Origin of the sequence: Marinobacter sp. MMG032 (assembly GCF_040112695.1) — a bacterium.
GTDB lineage: Bacteria > Pseudomonadota > Gammaproteobacteria > Pseudomonadales > Oleiphilaceae > Marinobacter > Marinobacter salsuginis.
The window spans coordinates 137175-161654 of record NZ_CP157802.1 but is presented as its reverse complement, the minus strand read 5'-3'; the positions used below and the strand labels follow the sequence as shown (position 1 = coordinate 161654).

Here is a 24480-nt window from a genome sequence, read left to right as displayed (position 1 = left end):
AGGCACCCGAAGGTGCCTTTTTGGATGAAGAACCGAAGGTTACAGAACTTTCTTCAGCTCTTCTTCAAGCTGCGGAACCGCTTCAAACAGGTCCGCTACCAGGCCGTAATCGGCAACCTGGAAGATCGGCGCTTCTTCATCCTTGTTGATCGCAACGATCACCTTGGAATCAGACATACCGGCCAGGTGCTGAATGGCACCGGAAATGCCCACGGCGATATAGAGCTGCGGAGCAACAATCTTACCGGTCTGGCCAACCTGCATGTCGTTCGGTACGAAGCCGGCGTCAACAGCAGCACGGGATGCGCCAACAGCGGCACCCATCAGATCGGCAACCTGCTCAAGCATCTTGAAGTTGTCGCCGTTTTGCATGCCGCGACCACCGGAAACCACGATACCGGCGCTTGCCAGATCAGGACGGTCAGACTTGGCCAGCTCTTCGCTAACGAACTGGGACAGGCCAGCGTCTTTTACAACGTCCAGCTGTTCAACGGCAGCGGAGCCACCTTCAGCAGCAACCGGGTCGAACGCGGTCGGACGAACAGTAACGACTTTGATGCTGTCACTGGATTTTACAGTGGCAATGGCATTACCAGCGTAGATCGGGCGAACGAAGGTGTCTTCGGACTCCACACGCATGATGTCGGAAACCTGGGCAACGTCCAGCAGTGCAGCAACGCGCGGCATGAAGTCTTTGCCCACGGTGCCAGCGGCGGCCAGGATGTGGCTGTAGCCCTTGCCAACTTCGGCAACCAGCTCACCCAGGTTCTCGCCCAGGAAGTGACCATAAGCAGCGTTGTCGGCAACCAGTACCTTGTTAACGCCTTCGGCCTTGGCAGCTGCTTCAGCAACGGCACCACAGTTCTCACCGGCAACCAGTACGTCGATGTCTCCGCCGATGGCCTTGGCAGCCGCTACAACATTCAGGGTAGCCTGTTTCAGGCTGCTGTTGTCATGTTCAGCAATTACAAGGATGCTCATTTAGATCACCTTCGCTTCGTTCTTCAGTTTATCGACCAGCTCGGCAACGTCGGCCACTTTCACACCCGCCTGACGGGAAGCAGGCGCTTCAACCTTCAGGGTGGAAAGGCGCGGAGCGATGTCGACACCCAGATCGGCCGGGCTCATGTTGTCCAGCGGCTTCTTCTTGGCCTTCATGATGTTCGGCAGAGAAGCATAGCGCGGCTCGTTCAGACGCAGGTCGGTGGTGACAACCGCAGGCAGATTCAGGGAAACGGTCATCAGACCACCGTCTACCTCACGGGTTACGTTAACCTTGTCACCCTCAACAACCACTTCAGAAGCGAAAGTGCCCTGACCCATGCCGGTCAGCGCGGCCAGCATCTGGCCAGTCTGGTTGTTATCGGAATCGATGGACTGCTTGCCAAGAATGACCAGCTTCGGCTCTTCTTTCTCAACAACAGCCTTCAGCAGCTTGGCCGCTTCGAGAGACTGAACCTCCTCGTCGGTTTCGACGTGGATGCCACGGTCTGCACCCAGCGCCAGCGCAGTACGGATCTGCTCCTGAGAGGCTTTCGGACCGATGGATACCACCACGATTTCACTGGCAACACCCTTCTCCTTCAGGCGAACGGCTTCTTCTACCGCGATTTCGCAGAACGGGTTCATTGCCATCTTGACGTTGGCGAGGTCAACACCGGTGTTGTCCGGCTTGACGCGCACCTTTACGTTGTAGTCGATTACTCGTTTTACAGCGACCAGAACCTTCATAGATTCCTCGTTCTTCTACGATGGGTTTATGACTTGCAGTCCTCGCGCAGAGCCTGCCGACATTCAATGCGCATTAATGATGGAGGCAACACTCGGCAGAATCAATAGCCTCAAACGACGCGCCAGGACTGAACTTTCAGCCAATTCCCCGGTATTGACCGGGAACGGCAATGAGACGATACTAGATTTCGACTCAAAACACACGATGTTTCAGTGTGCTCTTACAATGCCAAAGGTCAGAGTGAATTTCAAACAAACGTTTGTTTGATTCTTCAAATACGGTATCCTTTTGGCTAAGCAAGTCGGGACAAACGGCTTGGGGCGGTCGTCTATACGCAGTTTTACCGGTATGATGGCGGCCCAGAATAATTGGCCTGCGGGCACATAATTTCCATTAAAGATGTTTGAGGAGACCAACGTGGAACGCGAATCGATGGAATTTGATGTTCTGATCGTCGGCGGCGGCCCGGCGGGCCTGTCAGCAGCGTGCCGTGTCATGCAGTTGGCACAGGAAGCCGGCGAGGAACTCACCGTATGCGTGGTAGAGAAAGGTTCTGAGATCGGCGCGCACATTCTGGCCGGTACCGTATTCGAGCCCACTGCCCTCAACGAACTCTTCCCGGACTGGAAAGAGAAAGGCGCTCCGCTGAACACGCCCGTTACCCGAGACGACATTTTCCTGCTGAAGAACCAGGATGGCGCCACCAAGATCCCCAATGCCTTTGTGCCCAAGAACATGCACAACCATGGCAACTACATCATCAGCCTGGGCAACCTGTGCCGCTGGCTGGCCGAACAGGCCGAGCAGCTTGGCGTTGAGGTCTATCCGGGCTTTGCGGCCGCCGAAACCATCGTTGAGGATGGCCAGGTGAAAGGTATTATCACCGGCGATATGGGCGTGGCCCGCGACGGTTCCGAGAAAGACGGCTACATGCCGGGCATGGAACTGCGCGCCAAATACACCCTCTTCACCGAAGGCTGCCGTGGCCACCTGGGCAAGCGCCTGATCAACGACTTCAAGCTGGATGAAGGCAAGGATCCCCAGCACTACGGCATCGGCATCAAGGAGCTGTGGGACATCGATCCGGCCAAACACGAGCCAGGCCTGGTCGTCCATACCACCGGTTGGCCGCTCAACGAGACCGGCTCCACCGGCGGTTCTTTCCTGTATCACCTGGAGAACGGCCAGGTTTACGTGGGCCTGATTACCGATCTGTCCTACAGCAACCCGCATCTGAGCCCATTCGAAGAGTTCCAGCGCCTGAAGCTGCACCCGGAGATCAAGAAGCACCTGGAAGGTGGCAAGCGGGTGTCCTATGGTGCGCGCGCCATCGCCAAGGGCGGCTACAATGCCCTGCCGAAAATGAGCTTCCCGGGCGGCCTGCTGCTAGGTTGCGACGCCGGCACCCTGAACAGCTCCAAGATCAAGGGCTCCCACACCGCCATGAAGTCCGGCCTGTTGGGCGCCGAAGCGGTCTTCGAGGCTCTTAAGGAAGGCAAGAGCGGTGAGGAAATCACCAGCTTCCAGAAGCGCTTCGAGGATAGCTGGCTGTACAAGGAGCTCTACGCCGAGCGTAACTTCGGCCCGGCCATGCACAAGTTCGGCAACGTGGTTGGCGGCGCCATTGCCTTCTTCGAGCAGAACATCCTGCGTGGCAGCCTGCCGATCACCTTCCACGATACCACTCCTGACTACGCCACCATGAAGCCGGCGTCCGAGTGCAAGAAGGTGACTTATCCCAAGCCGGATAACACGCTGACCTTTGACCGCCTGTCCTCGGTGTTTATCTCCAACACCAACCACGAGGAAGACCAGCCGGTACACCTGAAGCTGACCGATCCTGAGCTGCCGATTCGTGACAACCTGCCGAAGTACGACGAGCCTGCGCAGCGTTACTGCCCGGCCGGCGTGTACGAAGTTGTCGAGAAAGACGACGGCAGCGGCAAGCGCTTCCAGATCAACGCCCAGAACTGTGTTCACTGCAAGACCTGCGATATCAAGGATCCTGCCCAGAACATAAACTGGGTGACTCCGGAAGGGGGCGGCGGCCCGAACTATCCGAACATGTAAGTTCGGCTTCTGTTGCAAAAACGGCCCTTTGTGGGCCGTTTTTTATTATCGGATACAAAAAAACGGCTCCCTGAGGAGCCGTTTTTCGTTGCGCTTCTGAAAAGCTTAGTGAGCGTGACCGTGCTCTTGCTCTTCGTCAGTCGCGTCGCGAGCTTCTACCACTTCTACGTCGAAGTGCAGAGTCTGCCCGGCGAGCGGATGGTTGGCGTCGATGGTGACGGTTTCGTCGCCAACCTCAACCACGCGAACAACCTGGGGGCCGCCCGGGGTCTGTGCCTGAAACTGCATGCCCGGCTCGATGGTGTCGACGCCTTCAAATGCAGAACGTGGAACCGGCTGGATCAGTTCTTCGTTTACTTCGCCGTAGCCTTCTGCAGGTTCTACAGAAACCTTAACCTGATCGCCTGCGTTCTTTTCGTTCAGTGCACTTTCCAGTCCACCGATAATGTTCTGTGCACCTTCCAGGTAAGACAGAGGCTCCCGACCTTCTACACGGGAGGAATCAAGCTGCTCTCCCTGATCGTTGGTGAGCGTGTAATGGATGGTGACAACACGAGGTTGGGCCATGTGATCTCCTTGCGTGTCCGCAATGACTGTTTAATTGATTTAGGCAATCGAAAGTGATCGTGAACAGCCAGACTGAACAGAGGGACTAACGACCACCGGGCCTCGTTAGAGAGCCAGGCTCATAACAAGTACGAAAACACAGTTTAACAACTGAGTTGATGCGTTTTCTACCGTAATTCTGGGGCCGCGGTACGGGTTTTCAACCACCCTGCCCGATTTTATAGAAAATTCCGTGGCTAAAGACGCCGAGGGTCGGATGACCACCCTCGTTTCGCTCGACCACATGGTCAGCCAGATCATAATAGGCAGCCGTGACCAGGCGCGCGTCGACACCATGGCGAACCTTCACAACCGGGCGAGGCTCATCAGAGCCCGGATAGGTTCCCACTTCCAGCGGGTGGTTCTGGCCGATCTCCAGGGTTTCGCCCACATTGGTGGTCAGTGAGATGACCTGCCGGTCGCCCTCTCCGGATACCTGGAGCGAGTGCGCCAGAAGCGGTGCATCCTCAACCTGAATTCGCCACTTCTCGACCGGGGTCACCAGGTAGTACTCGCCATCTTCTTCCTTGCGGAGAATGGTGGAGAAGAGACGTACGATGGCTTCCCGCGCCAATGGCTCACCCTTGAATATCCACTGGCCATCACGGGTGATGCGCAGGTCCATATCGCCCGAAAGCTCGGGGTTCCACTGATCCAGGGGCGGGTTTCCGGCATTCTTCACGGTTTCCTCCACCTGTTTTGCAAGATTATCCGGATTCATGCTCATAACCGTGGCTCCCGGTCCGGTAAATTACAACCCGCGCATCCATTCCGCACGCAGCGGCGCCGCACCGGGATTGGTGATGGCCAGGTTCACCTGGTCCAGCATCTTCTGTTTGTCCCTGCCCAGCGTCCCCTTGAGAACGAGATAGTTCGAGGCGTGGTCACTGCGGAAGATGGTTTTGTCCAGTTCCAGGTGCTCCAGGAACAGACGAATTTCCTCGAACAACCCTTGCTGGGACAGCGGCACGAAATCGTCACCGAACCCTTCCCGGAAACGCTCCTGCCCCTGTGGGAAGCTCACCACGAGGGTCGACAGGTAGTCCGGCTGGGTCTCATTACAGAGTGTGGCGGTGTTGATCGCATGCTGACGGGAGAGACTTTCACCGCCCAGCCCATTGAGCACCATTACAGAACTGGTAAGGCCCGCTTCGCGAATCTTGAGCAGTGCCGAGCGGGTGGATTCCCAGGTTTCGCCTTTGTTGACGCGGCGTAGAACCTCATCATCGCCGGATTCCATTCCGACGTAGAGAATCTGGAGCCCGGCTTCTTTCAGCTGTGCCAGCTCTTCCACGGTTTTTTTGGCAAGATTACGAGGCAGGCAGTAGCTGGAAACCCGCTGCAGGTCCGGGAAGGCCTCCCGTAGCTGCCCGAGAATCTCCAGCAGGCGACGGGTCGGCAACACCATGGCGTCCCCATCCGCCAGGAAGACCCGGCGCACGCCACCGAGGCTGCGAGCTGCATTCAGGATATCCTGAAGCACGTCGTCGGGCTTGCGGGCCCGGAATTTCTTCTGCGGCTGGGTGTACATCTCGCAAAAGGTGCATTTGTTCCAGGAACAGCCGTTGGTAACCGGAAGGATCAATGACTTGGCTTCGCTGGGAGGCCGGAATACCGGCTCTACATAGTCAATCGGAAAGCTGTACATAATCAGGCTCGGATTTGAGAATTCAGAAATCGGATAAACCGAGTATCAGGGCAGAAACTGCGCTTTCAAGTCTGCGCAGCCCGGGCCAACCACCGGCATATCGAGCATCACCGCCTGGGAAGTCATGAACGGAATGCCGCGACGGTGGGCATCTACCAGAAGGGTGGCAAGACTACCGACCAGCGGCATGTGGGAGACTATCAGTAGTGGCGATTCATGCTGCTCAATCAATGCATCGAGGCACGCGCCTGGGTCGTCGTCCGGGGTGATAAACAGCTTTTCTTCAACGGGACAATTCAGGATCTCGGAAACAATCGCCGCCGTTTGCCGGGCCCGGACATAAGGGCTGCTCCAGATCAGTTTTGGGCGCCAGGGCGACTCGGCGATCCGGGCAGCGACCTCAGCCGCGCCCAGGCGGCCGGATTCTGTCAGTTCACGCTCCTGATCCAGCGTGTGCCAGCCGGCTTCGCCGTGACGCATGATGAGCAGTTGCAAGGGCTCTCTCCTTTCAGACCGTCTCCGGCCTTTTCAAACCGTTTTACTGGCTGATGGTACGCGGCAAGATGAACTCTACGTCGGAATTCTGGACCGACATCATCAGGCTGTTGATCACCGCCTTGATGGATGCGTTCTCGTAGAGAATCTCGTAAAGACCACGGACCAGCGGCATATAGATACCGATTGCCTCGGCCTTTTCCTTAACCAGTTTCAGGGTATAGATACCTTCGGCCACCTGCCCGAGCTCCGCCACCGCATCATCCAGCTTCTGGCCCTGGCCTACTGCATAGCCCACACGGAAATTTCGGCTCTTGGATGAGGTGCAGGTGACAATCAGGTCACCAACGCCCGCCAGCCCCATGAAGGTCATCGGGTTGGCACCGAGGCTGACGGCGAACCGGCTCATTTCCGCAAGCCCCCGTGTGATCAGCATGGCCTTGGCGTTCTCCCCCATCTCCAGGGCAGAGGCGAGGCCAGCAACGATTGCATAGATATTTTTCAGTGCTCCGGCGAGTTCTACGCCATACACATCCACATTGGCGTATACGCGGAAGTATTCGCAGCCCAGCAGATCCTGAACGGAACGGCGCACGTCTGGATCCTTGGCGGCGATAACGGTAGCAGTCAAATCGCGATTGACGATTTCTCCCGCCAGATTGGGACCACTGAGAACGCCTGTGCGGCAACGGGGAATCTCCTCCTGGAGAATCTCGCTCATCAACTTGAAGCCGTGCTCTTCAATGCCTTTGGTCAGGCTGATCACAATCTGATCGTCGCGGAATTTTTCACAGTTTTCGCGAATGACGGCCCGAAATGCCTTGCTGGGAATGGCGACGAATACAATTTCGGCCTTACGGACGGCATCCGCAAGGTCCGTGGTGGGCTGAATATCTCCGGACAGTTCAACGCCGGGCATATAGCGGCTGTTCACCCGGGTGGTACGAATTTCCTCGGCCTGGTCCTGGCCGCGCATCCAGAAGTGCACGCGGTGGCCGTTTTCACCCAGTACTTTGGTCATGGCGGTGCCGAAGCTGCCACCGCCGAGAACCGCTACGTCGTGCACCGGTCCGGTTGCCCCGGTGTCTTGAGGCGTCGATTGTTCAGACATAGTTCTTCCGTTTTGTCAGATCAGGTTTGTCAGATCAGGTGTGAAACCGGCATCGCCTCACATCGAGGCAAGGAGGCATTAACCGGGCTCTTCACATTCCAGAGCGCGCACCAGATTCTTGAATTCTTCCCTGTTTCGGTTGTTCAGGCCCATCAGTACCTTGTGGGCATCGAGCACCTTGTCCCGAACCTGCTGTTCACTGGCTCTGAGTACAGGTATCTCTTCAAGCTCTTCAATACGGGACGCGGGTTCTCGAACGATGATGAATATCTTGTCGAACCCCATGGAAGTGATAATGCGGGTAATGTCAGGGTTGGTCGAAATCAGTGTGGGCAGGAAGTGGCTTTGTTTCTGGGCCGCCATGGCTATCTTGGCAAGCAGTCCGAGCGTGGTGCTGTCGATGATCTCGGTTTCGGTCAGGTCGATTACCACAGTCTTGAACTGTGGGTCCTGGGTAATGGACTCAACCAGATTGTCCAGCGTCGAACACAGGTTCAGCCGGATTTCCCCGATAAACTTCAGGACATAAATGCCCTGTTTTTCAGCTTGCAGGATCTTGTAACCAGCCATGTCTCACACTGCCACTAATTCGACGGGGTGTTATCTGATGTCCCAATGGTATCAGTAACCGATACGATAGCGATATCGTCCGGCAGCTCTGTGATCTGGTCGAGATTCAGAGCATCGCTCAGAGAGGCGATAGTGTGACGACCTCCCGATACGAGTTCAAGTAGTGTCCGTTCCTTTTCATCCAGACCTTTTTCCCGGATAACTTCCAGAATTCCATCCGAAAACAGGGTCAGATGAAACGGTTTGTTCAGGGGGACTTCGTACACCTCCCACTCAGGGGTTTCAAACAACCCGACCGGTAGCCCGCTCCCCTCCAGGAAAGCCGTCTTCCCTCCCTCGAAGGACAGGATGGGCATCGGGAAATGTGCGCCCACTGCGTAGTTCAATTTACGCTCACTCAGGGAAATGATGCCAACGAATACGGTTACGTGTTTGCCGAGACCGGTATCCAACAATTCCGAGTTGATTCGTTCCAGGAAGCGGTCCGGGTGCAGGATATCTTCACTGGAGCCCCGGCGAAGGTTGCGCTGGAGGCGGTTCGTCAGGTTTTTCAGCAATACCGTCACGAAAGCTGAGCTGGCGCCATGGCCGGAGACATCAGCAATGTAGACCAGTACCTTGTCGTCGGAAATGCGGAAATAATCCAGAAAATCGCCGCTCAGATAGAGCGACGGCTTGATCATGTGGTCCACGTGTAGGCCGCTCATGACCTGCTCGTGCTCGGGCAGCATTCGTAGCTGGACTTTCCGTCCGGCACGCTGGTCTGCCCGTAACTCGGCAATGCCGTCCCGGAGATCCCGGTTGGCCTCTTCCAGTTCCTGTCGGTACAGCTGATTCAGCCGATTGACCCGAACCCGGTCAAACAGTTTCCCGAGGACATCATCCAGGGCACCTTTGTCGTCGTTGCAGGGTTTCAGGACAAAATCGGCCGCCCCGGCCCGGAGCGCATTGACCACATCGGCACTGGATTCACTGGAGGAACAGGCCACGATCGGGGTGAAGGTTTCGGCTTCTTCCAGGCGGCTGGCAAGGTCCCGGATGGCCTCCGGAGACAGATCTGCAAAGATGACATCGGGAATGTTATCGTCAAACAGGGCCTTGGCGCCGGCGAGATCCGGATACCCCGTTACGTAGAACCCCCGCGCTTCGAGGTATCGGGCGAGATCCGTACGGGCCTTTTCATCGGCGTCTATTATAAGTATGCGCTCGGTGCGCGAGGTCATGGCGACTGCCCTAAACTACCTGCGATAAACGATAAATTGGCTTGAATAAGCCTATTCTGGCACGCCCCTGTGATATAACAAGGCCAAGTTCATGAAATCGGAGGATTCCAGCTGATGCGACGTGCCGTAAACGATCTACTCGGAGCCTATGACAAGCTGATCATGGATCCGGTTCATGGAGGCATTCCACTCTACCGGCACGAAATCCAGGTGATCGACCATCCGCTGTTCCAGCGCCTTCGAAACATCTGCCAGAACGACATCCTCAGCCTGGTCTTCCCCGGAGCAACCCATTCCCGGTTTCTGCACAGCATCGGCGTGATGCACGTGGGCACCCGTATGTTCCGCTCGATGATTGACGCCTATCTGCGGGAACGCCAGCTGAGTGAACAAACGGATCTGAGCCTGAGCCAGCTCGACGCCATCGACTACCTGGCAAAAACCATCCGTCTGGGCTGTCTGCTGCACGACAGTGGCCACTCCAGTTTCTCGCATCAGTTCACCCAGGCTCGACGCATTCGGGAGTTGATGTCCCGGCCGGGACGATTCCGGGATCTCTGGCACGGCGTGGATTATTCCACGTACCACCCGAAAGAGCCCGATGAACTCGAACACGAACACTACTCCGTGCGAGTCGCCCACGATGTACTAACGGCCGTGGATCTGGAGAGTGCAGGCCTATACGCCCGGGATGTCATCGGCATCATGGAAACGACCGAAGTAAGGCCCAGCGAAACATTCTGCCGCCACGCTCGAACGTTCTGGGCCTTTATCGCGGGAGAGGATGCGGCCGCCGGTTCTCCCCTGAGCGAAGACATTCCGGGCCTGGTAATGGATCTGCTGTCATCCATTGTATCGGGCGAAATCGATGCCGACCGCGCTGATTACATGTTGCGGGATGGCTTCCACTCGTCGGTGACCATCGGCGGCTTCAATCTGGACCACCTGCTGAGCAACCTGCGCTTTGGCTGGGATGTTTCTGAACCCTGGCTGGGGCTGGCCATTACCCAGAAGGGGCTGGGGGCGCTGGAAGACTTTGTCTACAGTCGCCACCAGATGTACCGGAAGGTGTATGCCCACAAGACCGCACTCGGCTTTGACTGGCTGCTTCGGGAAGCAATCAACGAAGTGCTCGATGACCCGGACAACTTTGGATGGGTGGATACCTGCCTGAGCGACATGGCCTATTTTGCAGAGCTGACCGACAACTTTTTCTGGGAGGCCTTCCGGAAAGTGGCCCGCAAACACCCCAAGAGCTTTTCCTTCTGCATCGTAAACCGGGTGAAGCTGAACCACCTGGATACCCGTGAAGACCTCTCCGCCAGGGGCATTGAGCGGCACAGCGCCTGGCTGGCTGGCGAGCTTTCGCTCAACCCGGCCCAGGTGGTGACCTGCTCCATGCGGGCACGCTTCTCGAATATCCAGGACAATTTCAACGGCATCAAGGTGCTGGTGCGCGAGCCCATTCACCGTGGCCGTTCACTGAAGAAGATCACCGATGTGAGCGCCTTCTTCAGCAAATTCAGCGACGGCACCATCACCCATTTCTACACTCGCCCGGATGTTACAACGGGTAGCCAGGAGGCTCTCACTGAGTAACAGCCCCAGTGGTCAGTTCGGCAACGAGGTCGCTGGCGCTGTCAAAGGCACCTTCAACCCGTCCGCCACTGAGCCAGTCGCCGGCAAGCCCCAGCCCGTAATCCGGAAACCATAAGTGCCCAGGCTGGTCGCCACCCTCGGAGCGGGCATAGAGCCAGCGGTGCGTGACCCATTCGTCTGGCGGGGTTTCAAAGCCGGTCAATTCCCGGAATGCGGCCAGGAGTTTGTCGGCTACTTGTTCGGCAGGCGCATCCACATGCTCTTCGGTCCAGGCCGGACTGGCGTGCAAAACCCACCACTGCCCTTTGTCTTCCCGACCGGGTTTGCTGGAATTGTTGGCCACCCAGAACAATGCCGGATGCTGGCAGCGCATTCCCTCATGGTGCGGCCAGGGCGACTCGGGGAAATGAGCAGCGACAGCCCAGCATGGCAAAACCCGACTCACCGGATCATCAAGTTGCGAAGCAAGCTCTTCCAGACCGCTGTCGGCGAGAAGATCCTGGGCCTGTGCCGGCGGAGCGGTAATGATCACCTGGTCAAAGTCGCCAAGTTGAGTGCCAGAGGTATCCAGGAGGCGCCAGGACTGGTCGTTTCGGGCCAACTTGCCCACCCGGGTTTCAGTAACAACGGTGGCGTGGGCCGACAGGGCGCGGGTAATGGCCGTCATGCGTGGGGTTCCAACGAATCGCGTTTCGTCCGGAAATGGCTCCCAATTGCCTGCTTCGGTCTGGAAACCAAACCGCCCTTCCCACGGTCCGAAACTTTCCGGGCCGGCGAAATTGCGGAGAAACGGCAGGAAATCCGGATTCCGGGAGGTGAAGTACTGCGCTCCCACATCCGCCGAACCGCCGGTTACCCGTTTTGCCGCGAGCCTGCCACCGGGCCCCCGGCTTTTCTCGAAGACCGTAACGTCATGGCCCAGGCTTCGTAACTGGATCGCCGCTGTCAGCCCGGCAAGGCCTGAACCAACGATAGCGATACGGCGTATAAGTGGTGAATCAAAGGTTTGATTAAACATGGTTTATCGTGCATCCAATTCCGGTAGTCAGATCGTACAACATCCCATGAAACGGCTTCGGCCACAGGGCTGAGCGTGCGATCAAGGTTCCATACAAGAGAAAGGGCAATCAGGGTATGACCCGAATGCAGCATTGGTTTACAAACATTTTGAGGTGGTTCGATTCCGAGGCGGGTTCGGATCACATCGACACGACATCCAGATCATTCAATTTTTTGCGGGTTATCCCGTTCATAGCGCTTCATCTGGCATGTTTGCTGGCGTTTTACACGGGGGCAAGCGCATTCGCCATCGGGTTTGCGTTTGCGTTTTTCCTGGTGCGGATGTTCGCGATTACAGGATTCTATCACCGGTACTTTGCCCACAAAACGTTCAAGACCAGTCGCCCTGCCCAGTTCGTCTTCGCTGTTCTGGGCGCCAGCGCTGCCCAGCGTGGCCCCCTGTGGTGGGCAGCGCATCACCGACACCATCACCAGCACTCCGATGATGAACTGGACCTTCATTCGCCTCACCAGGGCGGTTTCTGGTGGTCACACATGGGCTGGTTCACCTGTGACGCCGGGTTTGCAACAGACGAACGCCGCGTTCGCGACTGGCTCAAGTTTCCAGAGCTCAAACTGATCAACCGGTTTGATGCGCTGGTTCCCGCCCTGGCAGCCGTCGGCATCTATGCCCTGGGCGAAGCTCTGGCAGCCTGGGCTCCGGGCCTGGGTACCAATGGGCTGCAGCTGCTGGTGTGGGGTTTCTTTATCTCGACCGTGGTGTTGTTCCACGCCACTGTGTCGATCAATTCCCTCTCCCACGTCTGGGGCAAACGCCGGTTCGAGACATCCGACGACAGCAGAAACAATTTCTGGCTGGCTCTGATTACCCTCGGGGAAGGATGGCACAACAACCATCACCGCTGGCCACAGTCTGTCCGGCAGGGCTTTCGGTGGTATGAAATCGATATCACATGGTATGGACTGTGGCTGATGTCGAAGCTGGGAATCATCTGGGAGCTTAATCCGATTCCCAAGCATATTCAGGAGGAGACACGCGAACTGGATAAAGCGAGGAGGAGCAACAAATGACAACCGCCTCAAAGATCGAAGTCGGTAAGCGGAACTCGGCGCTTCCGGCGGCGCTCGACCATTTCAGGGCGCTCTTCAACGAACTCGATAAAGGCAATCTGAACAAACTTTCAGAGGTCTACAGCGAGGATATCCGCTTTCAGGACCCGCTGGAGACAGTACAAGGGCTTGATGAGCTCACCCGCTATTTCGCCGGTGCCTATGCAAACGTTATTTCCTGCCGCTTCGATTTTGGCGAAGCGATTGTACAGGGAGAATTTGCCGCCGTGCCCTGGGTGATGCACCTGCGCCACAAGCGGATTCGCAAGGGGCGGGAGGTCCAGGTTCGGGGCATAAGCCATCTGGAGATACGTGATGGCATGGTGTGCTACCACCGTGACTACTTTGACGCAGGGGAAATGCTCTACGAAAACCTGCCGGTAGTTGGCAGGGTCATTCGCTGGATCAAGGATCAGGCAGGATGAGTGATCGACTTCAGGAAACCTCGAATATCTGGATAACGGGTGCCAGTTCCGGCATTGGTGAGTCCGTTACCCGCGCACTTGCACGCGGCGGTCATCGGCTCGTTATTACCGGGCGACGCAAGGGAGCGCTCGAAGAACTGGCATCCGTGGCGCCCGACAGGATTATCCCGGCTGCAGCGGACACCACCAGCAAGGAGGATCTTCAAGCCATTGCGGGGTCGCTTGAGAACCACGGCGACCTGAACATGGTGATTCTCAACGCCGGTACATGTGAGTATCTGGAGATAGCACACTATGACAGTGATGTTATCGAGAAGAACATCCACACCAATGTGATTGGCACGGCCAGGTGCCTGGAGATTGCTCTGCCCGCTCTGCGCCGCAGCCGGGCAAAGGGGCAACCGGCCACCCTGGTAATTGTCAGTTCGTCTGCCTGGTGGTTCCCGTTTGGCCGGGCCGAAGGTTACGGCGCTTCCAAGGCTGCGCTGACCTACTTTGCCCAATCCCTCAGGGCGGATCTCGCGGCCGAGGGTATTGATGTGGTCGTAGTCTCTCCTGGCTTTGTAAAAACCCCTCTGACCGACCGCAATGATTTCCCGATGCCCTTCCTGGTCTCGGCCGAGGACGCGGCAGAACGGATTGTAAGCGGGCTGGCACGTGGTAAAAACGAAATCGCTTTCCCGAAGCGATTTACCTGGATGCTCAAAGTGCTTGGTGCCCTTCCCCGGCCCCTGATTGACCGGATGTCGGCCTCCATGGCCCGTAAAAGTAACGCCGAACAGGAAATCAATGGATGAGTAGTGAACGTCAGCGAATTGCTGTCATTGGGGCCGGCGTTTCCGGCCTCACGGCTGCCTGGCTTTTGGCCGAGAAACACGAGGTTCAGGTTTTTGAGGCCGGCGACTACGCCGGTGGTCATACCAACACCGAAGAGGTAGAGACCGGTGGTCGTACCTGGCCGGTAAACACCGGGTTCATCGTGTTCAACGACTGGACCTACCCCAATTTCATCAAGCTGATGGAGCGGCTCGGGGTGGCATCTGAGGTCAGCGACATGAGCTTCAGTGTGGATTGCAGCAGCACCGGCCTGCAATACAACGGCACCAGCCTCAACACGCTGTTCGCCCAGCGGAAGAACCTGTTCAACCTGCCGTTTCTGAAGATGGTTCGGGAGATTCTTCGGTTTAACAAGGAAACGCGGGCTGACCTGGAAGCGGGCAACATCAACAACGAAGAAACCCTGGGCGAATACCTGAACCGGAATGGCTATTCCCGTTACTTCCGGAACTACTACATCGTACCCATGGGAGCGGCCATCTGGTCAGCGCCGGAAATCGTGCTGGAACAGTTTCCGATCCGCTTCTTCCTCCAGTTTTTCAACAATCACGGCATGCTTTCGGTGGATGACCGCCCCACCTGGCGGGTGATTTCAGGCGGCTCCGCCCAGTACGTAAAGAAAATGATGTACAGGCTCGGTGATGGCATGCATCTGAACAGCCCTGTTGACAGGGTTGTCCGGAATGAAGGCGGCGTTACGCTTACTGTAAAAGGCGAGGAACACCACTTCGACCAGGTGATCTTTGGCTGTCACAGCGACCAGGCGTTAGCGATGCTCGCCGACGCAACCGACAAGGAACGCGACATTCTGGGCGCCATGGCCTACCAGAATAATGATGTGGTACTCCACACCGACAGCAGTGTGTTACCGGATAATCGCCGGGCGTGGGCGGCCTGGAACTATTTCATCCCGACCCATAGTACCGAACCGGTCTCGGTTACCTACAACATGAATATCCTGCAGAATTTCCACGATGCCCCGGAAACTTTCTGTGTGACCCTGAACCGCAGCCGTGATATTGATCCCGACAAGGTTATTAAACGCTTCGAGTATGCTCACCCGGTATTCACACTGGACGCGGTGGCTGCCCAGGAACGCTACGACGAAATCGGCAATCAGAATCGGACCCATTTCTGCGGTGCATACTGGTTCAACGGGTTCCACGAAGACGGTGTTCGCAGTGCGCTGCGGGTAACCGAAGCCTTCGGGGTGGAGCTTTGATCATGAACAGCCAGTGGCTGGAGGGTACTGTCCGGCACAGACGGAAGTACCCGGTGCAACACGAATTCAGCTACAGCACGGGCATGCTGGCCCTGGACACCGACGAGTGGGACACGGTTTCAGGGGTCAGTCCGCTGTTCTCCCTGGAACGTTTTAACTGGATTTCCCTGAAACGCAGGGATTATTTCCGACCGGACACCGGGGACCTCTCGGTTGCGGTTCGCGATCACGTTGAGGAAGCCACGGGCTGGCACCCCGACGGCGAAGTGGAGCTGATCACCCATCCCCGGTATTTCGGTTATGTGTTCAACCCGGTCAGTTTCTACTTTTGCTACCGGTCCGGGGAGCGCCCGGCTGATGGCGTGGTTCCCAAAGTGATCGTTGCCCAGATTACCAACACCCCCTGGCACGATCGCCATGTCTATTGTCTGGAAACCATGGGGGCAGAACCTAACCAGGCCGGGTGGCGCACCGAGCGGTTTGGCTTCAGCAAGCGTTTTCACGTCTCGCCATTCAATGGCATGAACCAGCACTACGAATGGACATTCAGTTTCCGCGGCCCGGATCTCAGAATTCACATGAATGTTCTTGAGGGCGACCGAAAACATTTTGATGCCACTCTGGTAGTCCAACGCACACCTCTCAATCGTAAAGATGTGCACAGAAGTCTTCGAAAGTTTCCGTTGGAAGCGTTCAAGGTTGTGGCCGGCATTTACTGGCATGCGCTGCGCCTCAAGCTGAAGGGGGCGCCATTCTACAGCCACCCGGACAAGCTTCCCGAAGACGACAGCGCCTACCGCCGTGGGCACGATGATTCCGGGCTGGATGTCACCAGCTCCGAGACCAATGACAAGATCCGTGGAAGGGTAAGCTCATGGAGAACCTGAATACCTCAGTTGAAAACACCTCATCCGACTCCGGCAGCCTGCCGGTTCTTAGCCGGTTTGCAAGGACTCTGGTGATTCAGCAGCTCCGTCTACTGGGCGAAGGCAAATTGACAGTCAGGGAATCCGGTTTTGAAGATCTGGTATTCGGAGATGATAACAGCCAGTACCAACCTGCCGAATTGATCGTTCACGATCACAGTACCTGGCGTGATCTTCTGACCGGCGGAAGTGTCGGTGCTGCGGAGGCCTTTGTGGCCGGTGACTGGTCCACGCCCGACCTGGTTGCCCTGCTCCGTTTCTTTACCCGTAACGTTGACCGAATGAATGAGTTTGAAGACCGGTTCAGTTGGGTTACCAAACCGGCCCTGAAAGGGTTGCATTGGCTAAACCGGAACACCAAGGAAGGCTCGCGGAAGAACATCAGCGCCCATTACGATCTGGGTAACGATCTGTTCGAGGCGTTCCTGGACCCAACCATGATGTATTCCTCAGCCATATACCCAAGTGCCGAATCCACGCTAGAAGAAGCGGCTGTGCACAAGCTGGATACCATTTGCCGGAAACTCGATCTCCAGCCTGGCGACAAAGTGATTGAAATCGGCACCGGCTGGGGCGGCTTTGCGATCCACGCCGCCAAACATTACGGCTGCCACGTGACTACCACGACCATTTCCAGGGAACAGCTGGAGTTGGCGAAGGCGCGGGTTCAGAAGGAAGGCCTGGAAGACCGTATTACCCTTCTGTTTGACGATTACCGGGATCTTGAAGGCCAGTTCGACAAGCTGGTATCCATCGAGATGATCGAAGCCGTCGGCCCGCAGTTCCTGGACAGCTACTTCTCCCAGATCAACGCGCTGTTAAAGCCCGATGGGCTGGCACTTGTGCAGGCCATCAACATGCCGGAGCAGAGGTACCACAGGGCCCTGAAAAACGTCGATTTTATTCAGCGCTTCATCTTCCCGGGCAGCTTTATTCCCTCTTTCGGCGCGATACTGGAGTCCGTCCGCAATGAGAGCAAACTGGTGCTGACCCATGCCGAAGACATCGGATTTCACTATGCCCGAACGCTTCACGACTGGTGTGAACGCTTCATGGCTCAGCGTGACAAGCTGGATTCCATGGGCTACGACGAGGCCTTCCGTCGCCTGTGGCACTTCTACTTTGCCTATTGCGAGGCGGGCTTCAGTGAACGTGCCATTGGCGTGGCGCAGCTGGTTTTCGCCAAGCCCGGCAACAAACGTGAGAACATCCTGAGCGTATGATCGCCTCTGAAACTGCCCGTAACATCCTGAACTTTCTGCTGTTCCAGGCAGGATGGTTTGCCTGCGTGTTTTATCCGGGCCTGATCGGAGCTGGCGTGGTGGTGGTGTTTCTGGTGCTGCACTTTGTGCTTGTGAGCCAGAACCGAATGACAGAGCTGCAGTTCATCGGCCTGGGAACCGTGGTTGGCTCCGTTCTGGACGGCATCTGGTTCCGGACCGGAATTCTGGACGACGGAACCGGACAGGTGATGCTGACGCCACCGTGGTTGGTGGCCATCTGGGCCATTTTCATGACCACTCTGAGCCATTCTCTGGACTGGATCAGCAAGAAGGCGTGGTTGCCGTTCGTTCTTGCACCCTTCGCTGGCCCGTTCGCCTACTGGTCCGCCAGCCAGCTCGGCGCCGTGCAGCTGCCGGAGTTGATGCCCTCACTGATCGCACTCGCATTTGGCTGGCTAGTGGTTTTTCCATTGCTTTTGTACGCCCGCAAAACGCTTTATCCGGAGCTGGTGCAATGAGAACCAGGCCTTTGGTCGTTTCCTTTGCCTTGATGACTGCAGCGTTGCCGGCGGTGGCACAGGATTTTCGCTTCACCGGTACCGCGACCACCGACGGCGGTAACGTCATCTACGAGGAACGGCATGCCGTTGATGGAACCTGTGAGGAAGGAATCTTCCGGCCCCGACAGCATGAAGTGGCCTATCACAAGCCTGGCTATGAAGAGTCGTTCGCGCGTAAGTCCCTGGAATATGGGGCGTCAGTTCTGCGACCGACCGTGGATTTCTTGCAGCCCACGTTCGACGAAAAGATGGAGATCACCTATCCAGAACCCGATACTCTGATGATCAACTGGCAGACGCCTGGGGGCGATTCGGAGCGGTTCCAGGTGGAGTACCCGTCCAATACGGTTGTCGATGCGGGTTTCGACAACTTTGTCCGCCAGAACTGGCAAAGCGTACTGGCCGGTGACCCGGTGGAATTCCGTTTCCTAGGGCCTACCCGGGGCGAGCACTATGGCTTTGTGCTGGAACGTGTCGAGAACGAACAAATAGACGCCGACCATGTAGTCCAGATACGTCCGACAGGCATGGTGCTGAGGTTCCTGGTGGATCCTATCGTGCTGGGTTACAACAACGCCGGTGCCCTTTCCGATTATCTTGGCCTGACCAATATCCGGAAAAACCAGGACGAGAACTACACCGCACATATTCGCTATTCCGTGCAAACCAGCCCGGATTGTGAACTGACCCCCTGAAACTTTCGCCCCTGCCAAGGCAGACCCAGGGGGTCAGTGTGTTAAACTCCGCCGGGAACCAACGCCGGAGAGTTTTTCGTAATGATGTTCGTCTCTTTCAACGTCAACAGTATCCGAACCCGCCTGCATCAGCTTGAGGCCGTCATCGACGCCCTGGCTCCGGATTTTATCGGTCTTCAGGAAACCAAGGTCCAGGACGACGACTTTCCCGTCGAAGCAATCCGCGAACTCGGCTACCACGTCCACTTTCATGGCCAGAAGACCCACTACGGCGTTGCGCTGCTCTCAAAGGCTGAGCCGGACGAGATTGTCAAAGGCTACCCCTGGGACGGCGAGGACTCCCAGCGCAGATTGATCACCGGCCAGTTCACCGTAAATGGTGAAAAACTGACAGTAATTAACGGCTACTTTCCCCAGGGCGAGAGCCGCGACCACCCGGTGAAGTTCCCTGCCAAGGAAAAATTCTACGCCGATCTGATGCGCTACCTGGACGAGCTCAAGCAAGCCGGAGGGCATGTCGTGGTCATGGGCGATATGAACATCTCTCCAACCGACAAGGACATTGGCATTGGCGCAGACAACGCCAAGCGCTGGCTGCGCACCGGCAAATGTTCCTTTCTGCCCGAGGAGCGGGAATGGCTGGGCCAGGTTGAGTCGCGCGGCTACACCGATGTATTCCGCCACCTGCACCCGGACGAGGCGGACACATTCAGCTGGTTCGATTACCGCAGCAAGGGATTTGAACGGGATCCCAAGCGCGGTCTCAGGATTGATCTGATCATGGCCAGCGACAGTCTGCTGCCCAAAGCCCGCCAGGCAGGCGTTTCCTACGACATTCGAGCCATGGAACGGCCGTCCGACCATTGTCCGGTCTGGGCGAGCTTCGAACTCTAGGGGCTGGCCGGGCGCGACATGAAAAAAATCAAAACCCGCGACCGTATTCTTCAGACCAGCCTGGCGCTGTTTAACAGCATTGGCGAGCCCAATGTCACAACACTGCTGATCTCAGATGAGCTGGATATCAGCCCGGGCAACCTTTACTACCACTTCAAAAGCAAGGGCGACATTGTCGAGGAGCTGTTCGACCAGTTCGAGCACGACATGGTGGATCTTCTGGCGGTTCCGGAAGACGCCGACATCAGCCTCGATCAACAGGGGTTTTTCCTGCACCTACTGTTTGAGACCGTCGCCCGCTACCGGTTTCTCTACCAGGATCTGGTGAACGTTCTGTCCCGCTACGATCAACTGCAGGTTCGTTTCAAGCGCATCCAGAAGAAGAAAATCGTCGCGTTCAGAACCATTTGCGACAGCTTCCGGCGCCAGGAAATCATGGCAATAGAACCTGAAGAACTTGAGTCTTTGTGTGAGCAGTTAACGCTAACTGCCTGTTACTGGAGTGCTTTTGACACCCTATCCCACTTGGATGACAGGGAATCAGTCGATCCGGGGCGTGGGGTCTACCAGATGATGCACCTGATCCTTCCCTACCTCGAACCCGGCCACCGCGAAGAAGCCCGACTGATGAGCCGGGACTATCTCTGAGGGGCGCGATTATTCCTCTTCATCGTCACCGGCACGATTGCGCAGGCGGGCAAGCTCTGATTCAAGGGCTTCAATCCTCCGTTCCAGGGATTCGATCTCTTCCCTGCGGTGGATCCCCAGGCGCCTCAGTGCCCCGGAAACCCGTTCATCAAACATGTGCTCAAGCCGGTCCCAGGTACCGGTGGCACGTTCACGAACCCCTTCGACCCGGTCTTCCACGGACTTGATCTGCTTCTCGACCACACCCCGGGTTTTGTTCTCCAGTTGCTCACCTTCCTGAACAAGACGATCGAAGAATCGGCCGGTGTCCTCTTCGGCTTTAGTATAGGCACCCAGCCCGGCCAACCAGATCTGGCGGGCGGAATCCTTGATTTTTGCCGCCAGTTGCGGATCATTCTCCGGCTTATTGTCGTTCTCGTCAGACATGTAACAACCTCGGGGGTACGGATATTTCTTTCGATGGCCTATTGTATTACAGGTTTGGCCGGATTTCAGTCGGCCTGAGAGCCGCACAGTGAAAGGCCGCAGTATAAAGACGTATCCGATATGAAAAAATGTTTTCAAACGAAAGTGACTCTCGCTTGAAGTGTTCAAAATATAGTCAATACTTCCCAATACCGGCGTCCCTGCTGATGCCGGTTTGTCTGGAAGTCTTTCATGGATACTACTCGCACGCCTCTGCCCGGCATCCTTTGCCGGGCTTTTTTTTGGTATTATCGCCCCCAGATATATGCTTATTCCAAAAACCACGTTTAACGTTCGGAGTAACAGATGATTGAAATCGCCTGGAGTAACTTCACGCCCTGGTCCGCGCTTCTGGGGGGCATTCTGGTGGGCATCGCCGCTGCCAGCTTTCTGCTTCTGAACGGTCGTATTGCCGGCATCAGCGGAATTCTCGGTGGGCTTCTTGCGCCGGCAAAGGGCGATATCGCCTGGCGCCTCGCGTTTCTGTTGGGGTTAATCGGTGCTCCGGCTGTCTGGGTACTGGCTACTGAACTTCCCCCCATTGAAATCGAAGCCGGCTATCCGGCTCTGATTATTGCCGGACTGCTTGTCGGTATCGGCACGCGATACGGTTCCGGCTGCACCAGTGGTCACGGAGTTTGCGGGCTGTCGCGGCTTTCACTTCGCTCGTTGGCCGCCACCCTCAGCTTCATGGCAGCCGGATTTGTCACTGTTTATGTCATTCGTCATCTTCTGGGAGTCTGACGCCATGAAATTTTCACTTGCCTCCCTGTTTGCCGGCCTGGTTTTTGGTCTGGGCCTGATCGTGTCCGGTATGGCAAATCCCGAGAAGGTGCTCGGCTTCCTGGATATTGCCGGCGCCTGGGATCCTTCACTCGCCTTTGTGATGGGCGGAGCCATCATGGTGGGCGTGGTCGCGTTTGCCGTTGCCCGTAAACGTACCCTCTCCTTTCTCGGCTTCCACATGAAGATGCCCACCAGCAACCATATCGACAAACGGCTGATCCTGGGCGGTCTGATGTTCGGCATCGGCTGGGGCATAGCCGGTTTTTGTCCCGGCCCCGGGCTGGTCGCGCTCGGTGCCGGCGAAATCAAGGCGGCGGTGTTTGTGGCCGCCATGGTCGCGGGTATGGGCATCTTCGAGGTGATTGAGCGCAGCCGCGCGAAAGCATAAGTAGTTTCTGTTAATTTTCCTGCCGCCATTCTGACACAGCCCGGAGGCTATGCGATCATGGCGGCAGCCCCACTACTCGATCCGGAGAGGACATCCATGGATATCAGAAAGATTGATGACAACATTTCAGTTGCACCCCAGATTTCCGTCGAAGATGTGGCAGAGGCCGCCAGGCTGGGTTTCAAGACCCTGGTAGCAAACCGCCCTGATCACGAGGAACCCGGCCAACCGGCAATGGCAGACATTGAAGCGGCCGCGCGGGAACAGGGCCTTGAGTGGGTCTATATGCCGGTGGAGTCAGGCAACATCACCGATGACGATGTAAACCGATTTGCGCCAATGATCCGGGACGCGGAAAAGCCCGTACTGGCCTTCTGCCGCTCCGGAACCCGCTGCACCGTGTTGTGGGCACTGAGCTCGGCCAGAAATACATCAGCCAATGAAATCTTTACCAAGGCACGCAACGCCGGCTACGACATCTCAGGCCTTGCGCCGAGGATGGCACAGCAGGCCGCCGATAACAGCTGATAATCCAACCGTTTCATCTACGTTCAGGATCCACCGCATGCAATACAAAGGTTCAGAGAATTTCAGCCACAACCAGCCCGACCGATTGGGCGTGCTGGTCACCAACCTGGGCACCCCGGACGCCCCGACCACCTCGGCACTCCGGCGTTACCTGGCTGAATTTCTCTCGGACCCGCGAGTGGTGGAACTGCCCAGGCCACTGTGGTGGCTGATCCTGCACGGGGTTATCCTCCGCATTCGGCCCAAGCGCAGTGCGGAGGCCTATTCCAGTGTGTGGCAGCCAGAAGGCTCTCCACTGCTGTTGCACACCGCAAAGCAGGCTGAGGGCATCCGGGAGGCCCTGAAACGCAAGTATGGGCCCAACGTGGTCGTCGGGTTTGCCATGCGGTACGGCAATCCGTCGATTGCACGGGTTCTGGATGAGATGCAGGAACAGGGAGTGCGGAAGCTGCTGGTTCTGCCGCTGTACCCCCAGTACTCCGCCTCGACCTCTGCCTCCACTTTCGACGCCATCGCCAGGGATTTCACCAAGAGGCGCTGGCTGCCGGATTTCCGGTTTATTTCCCATTACCCGGATTACCCGCCGTACATTGAAGCCATGGCCCGCCACATCGAGGCACACTGGTCGAACCACGGGCGGAACCAGAAGCTGGTGTTCTCCTATCACGGGGTGCCACTGAAATACCTGACCAAAGGCGACCCCTACCACTGCGAATGCCACAAAACCTCACGGTTGCTGGCGGAACGCCTTGGCCTGAGCAAGGAAGACTACATGACCACCTTCCAGTCCAGATTTGGCAAGGAAGAGTGGCTCAAGCCCTACACGGATGAAACCCTGAAATCTCTGCCGGGCAAGGGCGTGAAATCCATCGACGTGTTCTGCCCCGGCTTCTCATCGGACTGCCTGGAGACCATTGAGGAAATCGACGAGGAAAACCGCGAGTACTTCATGGAAGCCGGCGGTGAAGGCTTCAGCTATATCACTGCACTGAACGCCACGCCCGGCCACATCGAAGCTCTGGTGAAACTGATCGAGGATAATCTGGAAGGCTGGCAGGTGCCGAAGAACGAACCTGATGCACTGGCTGCACGGCAACAAAGAGCCGATGAGCAAAAAGAAATGACCTATCCGGGCCGGGATCTTTGAGCCGGCCCAGGCTTACAACCGGGGCAGTATCAGCTGCTCCGTTCCTCCCCCGTCTCCCGCTCATTCGCTGAAAGATCCGGTACAGACTGGCAGAACGTGCATTCCTCAGTATCAACCGCAGCACCGCCTGCCTCCACGTAACGCACCCTGTGACTGGCCTTACCCCGATTTGCGGAGACAGAGAACTTCCGATCGCGGCGTTCCATTGAGCGGTCGCGTGATGGGTGATTCTTCTGGAAGTTAGTCATGTTTCGCCCTCATACGTTCGATAACTGGATAGTGAGGGTGACCTGGCGCCAAACCAAGTAGGGATAAACACGACGATCCGTGGGGAATTGGTGCTAAAGAGTTCTTCGGGGAGACAAGGGATAGAAGGAAAAATGGCGGTGGGCCAGGGATTCGAACCCCGGGAAGGCTACTAACCTTCGGCGGTTTTCAAGACCGCTGCATTCAGCCACTCTGCCAGCCCACCGGTTTTTCCATTCGCCGCCATTGCGACAGCGGTGTGCATGATACCGGAATTGCCTGTGCTGTCAACGCTCTGCATAAAAC

General features: G+C 56.8%; 27 protein-coding genes and 1 tRNA gene. 16 read left to right on the top strand and 12 right to left on the bottom strand.

What is annotated here, in order from left to right:
* Nucleotides 1–39: 39 nt before the first annotated feature.
* Together ABNF92_RS00725 and ABNF92_RS00720 are read right to left on the bottom strand one after the other, a co-directional pair.
* The gene (locus tag ABNF92_RS00725) at nt 40–981 is read right to left on the bottom strand and encodes an FAD-binding protein (protein ID WP_069183602.1); all 942 of its coding nucleotides are present in this window, start codon (nt 979–981) and stop codon (nt 40–42) included.
* Nucleotides 982–1731, bottom strand: a complete 750-nt coding sequence (locus ABNF92_RS00720; protein ID WP_069183601.1) for an electron transfer flavoprotein subunit beta/FixA family protein — start codon at nt 1729–1731, stop codon at nt 982–984.
* Between the two features lie 418 nt (nt 1732–2149).
* Between ABNF92_RS00720 and ABNF92_RS00715 the strand changes: the two genes are divergently transcribed.
* Nucleotides 2150–3802 carry an electron transfer flavoprotein-ubiquinone oxidoreductase gene (locus ABNF92_RS00715; protein ID WP_349343145.1) on the top strand — a complete coding sequence of 551 codons (1653 nt, stop codon included), beginning with the start codon at nt 2150–2152 and terminating at the stop codon, nt 3800–3802.
* Between the two features lie 105 nt (nt 3803–3907).
* Here ABNF92_RS00715 and ABNF92_RS00710 read toward each other — a convergent pair whose 3' ends face one another.
* The 7 genes from ABNF92_RS00710 to ABNF92_RS00680 all read right to left on the bottom strand — a co-directional run bounded on the left by ABNF92_RS00710 (nt 3908) and on the right by ABNF92_RS00680 (nt 9455).
* Nucleotides 3908–4369 (bottom strand): peptidylprolyl isomerase, encoded by a 462-nt coding sequence (locus ABNF92_RS00710; RefSeq protein WP_008171631.1) that lies wholly within the window; start codon nt 4367–4369, stop codon nt 3908–3910.
* 199 nt (nt 4370–4568) lie between these two features.
* Nucleotides 4569–5135, bottom strand: a complete 567-nt coding sequence (locus ABNF92_RS00705; protein ID WP_349343144.1) for a DUF1285 domain-containing protein — start codon at nt 5133–5135, stop codon at nt 4569–4571.
* A gap of 24 nt (nt 5136–5159) precedes the next feature.
* Nucleotides 5160–6056: a radical SAM protein gene (locus tag ABNF92_RS00700; protein ID WP_349343143.1), complete on the bottom strand. Its 897-nt coding sequence runs from the start codon at nt 6054–6056 to the stop codon at nt 5160–5162.
* A 45-nt stretch (nt 6057–6101) separates the two neighbouring features.
* The gene (locus ABNF92_RS00695) at nt 6102–6551 is read right to left on the bottom strand and encodes a histidine phosphatase family protein (protein ID WP_349343142.1); all 450 of its coding nucleotides are present in this window, start codon (nt 6549–6551) and stop codon (nt 6102–6104) included.
* Nucleotides 6552–6594: 43 nt separating this feature from the next.
* A complete protein-coding gene (locus tag ABNF92_RS00690; protein WP_349343141.1) occupies nt 6595–7662 on the bottom strand; it encodes an NAD(P)H-dependent glycerol-3-phosphate dehydrogenase in 1068 nt (355 codons plus the stop codon).
* A gap of 78 nt (nt 7663–7740) precedes the next feature.
* Nucleotides 7741–8232: an STAS domain-containing protein gene (locus ABNF92_RS00685; RefSeq protein WP_064230439.1), complete on the bottom strand. Its 492-nt coding sequence runs from the start codon at nt 8230–8232 to the stop codon at nt 7741–7743.
* Between the two features lie 14 nt (nt 8233–8246).
* On the bottom strand, nt 8247–9455 hold the full coding sequence (locus ABNF92_RS00680; RefSeq protein ID WP_069183595.1) for a SpoIIE family protein phosphatase: 1209 nt from the start codon (nt 9453–9455) through the stop codon (nt 8247–8249).
* A 114-nt stretch (nt 9456–9569) separates the two neighbouring features.
* On the opposite strand from ABNF92_RS00680, the gene ABNF92_RS00675 reads away from it, so the two are divergent.
* Nucleotides 9570–11054, top strand: coding sequence for a phosphohydrolase (locus ABNF92_RS00675; RefSeq protein WP_349343140.1), 1485 nt, complete (start codon nt 9570–9572; stop codon nt 11052–11054).
* Here ABNF92_RS00675 and ABNF92_RS00670 read toward each other — a convergent pair.
* Entirely contained in the window at nt 11044–12072 is a 1029-nt protein-coding gene (locus ABNF92_RS00670) for an FAD-dependent oxidoreductase (RefSeq protein WP_349343139.1), read from the bottom strand. The genes ABNF92_RS00675 and ABNF92_RS00670 overlap by 11 nt on opposite strands.
* Nucleotides 12073–12188: 116 nt before the next feature.
* Here ABNF92_RS00670 and ABNF92_RS00665 point away from each other — a divergent pair, with 116 nt between their 5' ends.
* The 10 genes from ABNF92_RS00665 (at nt 12189) to ABNF92_RS00620 (ending at nt 20614) form a co-directional block, all read left to right on the top strand.
* Nucleotides 12189–13145 carry an acyl-CoA desaturase gene (locus tag ABNF92_RS00665; RefSeq protein WP_069183592.1) on the top strand — a complete coding sequence of 319 codons (957 nt, stop codon included), beginning with the start codon at nt 12189–12191 and terminating at the stop codon, nt 13143–13145.
* Nucleotides 13142–13609, top strand: a complete 468-nt coding sequence (locus tag ABNF92_RS00660) for a nuclear transport factor 2 family protein (RefSeq protein ID WP_349343138.1) — start codon at nt 13142–13144, stop codon at nt 13607–13609. Before ABNF92_RS00665 ends, ABNF92_RS00660 begins: the two co-directional genes overlap by 4 nt.
* Nucleotides 13606–14406 (top strand): SDR family NAD(P)-dependent oxidoreductase, encoded by an 801-nt coding sequence (locus ABNF92_RS00655; protein WP_349343137.1) that lies wholly within the window; start codon nt 13606–13608, stop codon nt 14404–14406. Before ABNF92_RS00660 ends, ABNF92_RS00655 begins: the two co-directional genes overlap by 4 nt.
* Nucleotides 14403–15668, top strand: coding sequence for an FAD-dependent oxidoreductase (locus tag ABNF92_RS00650; RefSeq protein WP_349343136.1), 1266 nt, complete (start codon nt 14403–14405; stop codon nt 15666–15668). The genes ABNF92_RS00655 and ABNF92_RS00650 overlap by 4 nt, the downstream gene beginning before the upstream one ends.
* 2 nt (nt 15669–15670) lie before the next feature.
* Nucleotides 15671–16555 carry a DUF1365 domain-containing protein gene (locus ABNF92_RS00645; protein ID WP_349343135.1) on the top strand — a complete coding sequence of 295 codons (885 nt, stop codon included), beginning with the start codon at nt 15671–15673 and terminating at the stop codon, nt 16553–16555.
* Nucleotides 16543–17817, top strand: a complete 1275-nt coding sequence (locus ABNF92_RS00640) for a cyclopropane-fatty-acyl-phospholipid synthase family protein (protein WP_291908943.1) — start codon at nt 16543–16545, stop codon at nt 17815–17817. The genes ABNF92_RS00645 and ABNF92_RS00640 overlap by 13 nt, the downstream gene beginning before the upstream one ends.
* On the top strand, nt 17814–18335 hold the full coding sequence (locus tag ABNF92_RS00635; protein WP_136632205.1) for a DUF2878 domain-containing protein: 522 nt from the start codon (nt 17814–17816) through the stop codon (nt 18333–18335). Before ABNF92_RS00640 ends, ABNF92_RS00635 begins: the two co-directional genes overlap by 4 nt.
* Complete coding sequence (locus ABNF92_RS00630) at nt 18332–19072, top strand: hypothetical protein (RefSeq protein WP_291908940.1); 741 nt, start codon at nt 18332–18334, stop codon at nt 19070–19072. The genes ABNF92_RS00635 and ABNF92_RS00630 overlap by 4 nt, the downstream gene beginning before the upstream one ends.
* Before the next feature lie 81 nt (nt 19073–19153).
* Entirely contained in the window at nt 19154–19966 is an 813-nt protein-coding gene (gene xthA / locus ABNF92_RS00625; protein ID WP_136632203.1) for an exodeoxyribonuclease III, read from the top strand.
* Nucleotides 19967–19984: 18 nt separating this feature from the next.
* A complete protein-coding gene (locus ABNF92_RS00620; RefSeq protein ID WP_291908935.1) occupies nt 19985–20614 on the top strand; it encodes a TetR/AcrR family transcriptional regulator in 630 nt (209 codons plus the stop codon).
* 9 nt (nt 20615–20623) lie between these two features.
* Here the strand turns inward: ABNF92_RS00620 and ABNF92_RS00615 are convergent, their stop codons facing one another.
* Entirely contained in the window at nt 20624–21040 is a 417-nt protein-coding gene (locus ABNF92_RS00615; protein ID WP_069183582.1) for a phasin family protein, read from the bottom strand.
* A gap of 345 nt (nt 21041–21385) precedes the next feature.
* Between ABNF92_RS00615 and ABNF92_RS00610 the strand changes: the two genes are divergently transcribed.
* The 4 genes from ABNF92_RS00610 (at nt 21386) to hemH (ending at nt 23928) form a co-directional block, all read left to right on the top strand.
* Nucleotides 21386–21823 carry a YeeE/YedE family protein gene (locus ABNF92_RS00610; RefSeq protein WP_069183581.1) on the top strand — a complete coding sequence of 146 codons (438 nt, stop codon included), beginning with the start codon at nt 21386–21388 and terminating at the stop codon, nt 21821–21823.
* Nucleotides 21824–21827: 4 nt separating this feature from the next.
* Nucleotides 21828–22253, top strand: coding sequence for a YeeE/YedE family protein (locus ABNF92_RS00605; RefSeq protein ID WP_153633487.1), 426 nt, complete (start codon nt 21828–21830; stop codon nt 22251–22253).
* Between the two features lie 96 nt (nt 22254–22349).
* The gene (locus ABNF92_RS00600) at nt 22350–22781 is read left to right on the top strand and encodes a TIGR01244 family sulfur transferase (RefSeq protein WP_069183580.1); all 432 of its coding nucleotides are present in this window, start codon (nt 22350–22352) and stop codon (nt 22779–22781) included.
* A 37-nt stretch (nt 22782–22818) separates the two neighbouring features.
* Nucleotides 22819–23928, top strand: a complete 1110-nt coding sequence (gene hemH / locus ABNF92_RS00595; protein WP_069183579.1) for a ferrochelatase — start codon at nt 22819–22821, stop codon at nt 23926–23928.
* Between the two features lie 381 nt (nt 23929–24309).
* Here the strand turns inward: hemH and ABNF92_RS00590 are convergent.
* Nucleotides 24310–24400, bottom strand: a tRNA-Ser gene (locus ABNF92_RS00590).
* Nucleotides 24401–24480 lie beyond the last annotated feature (80 nt).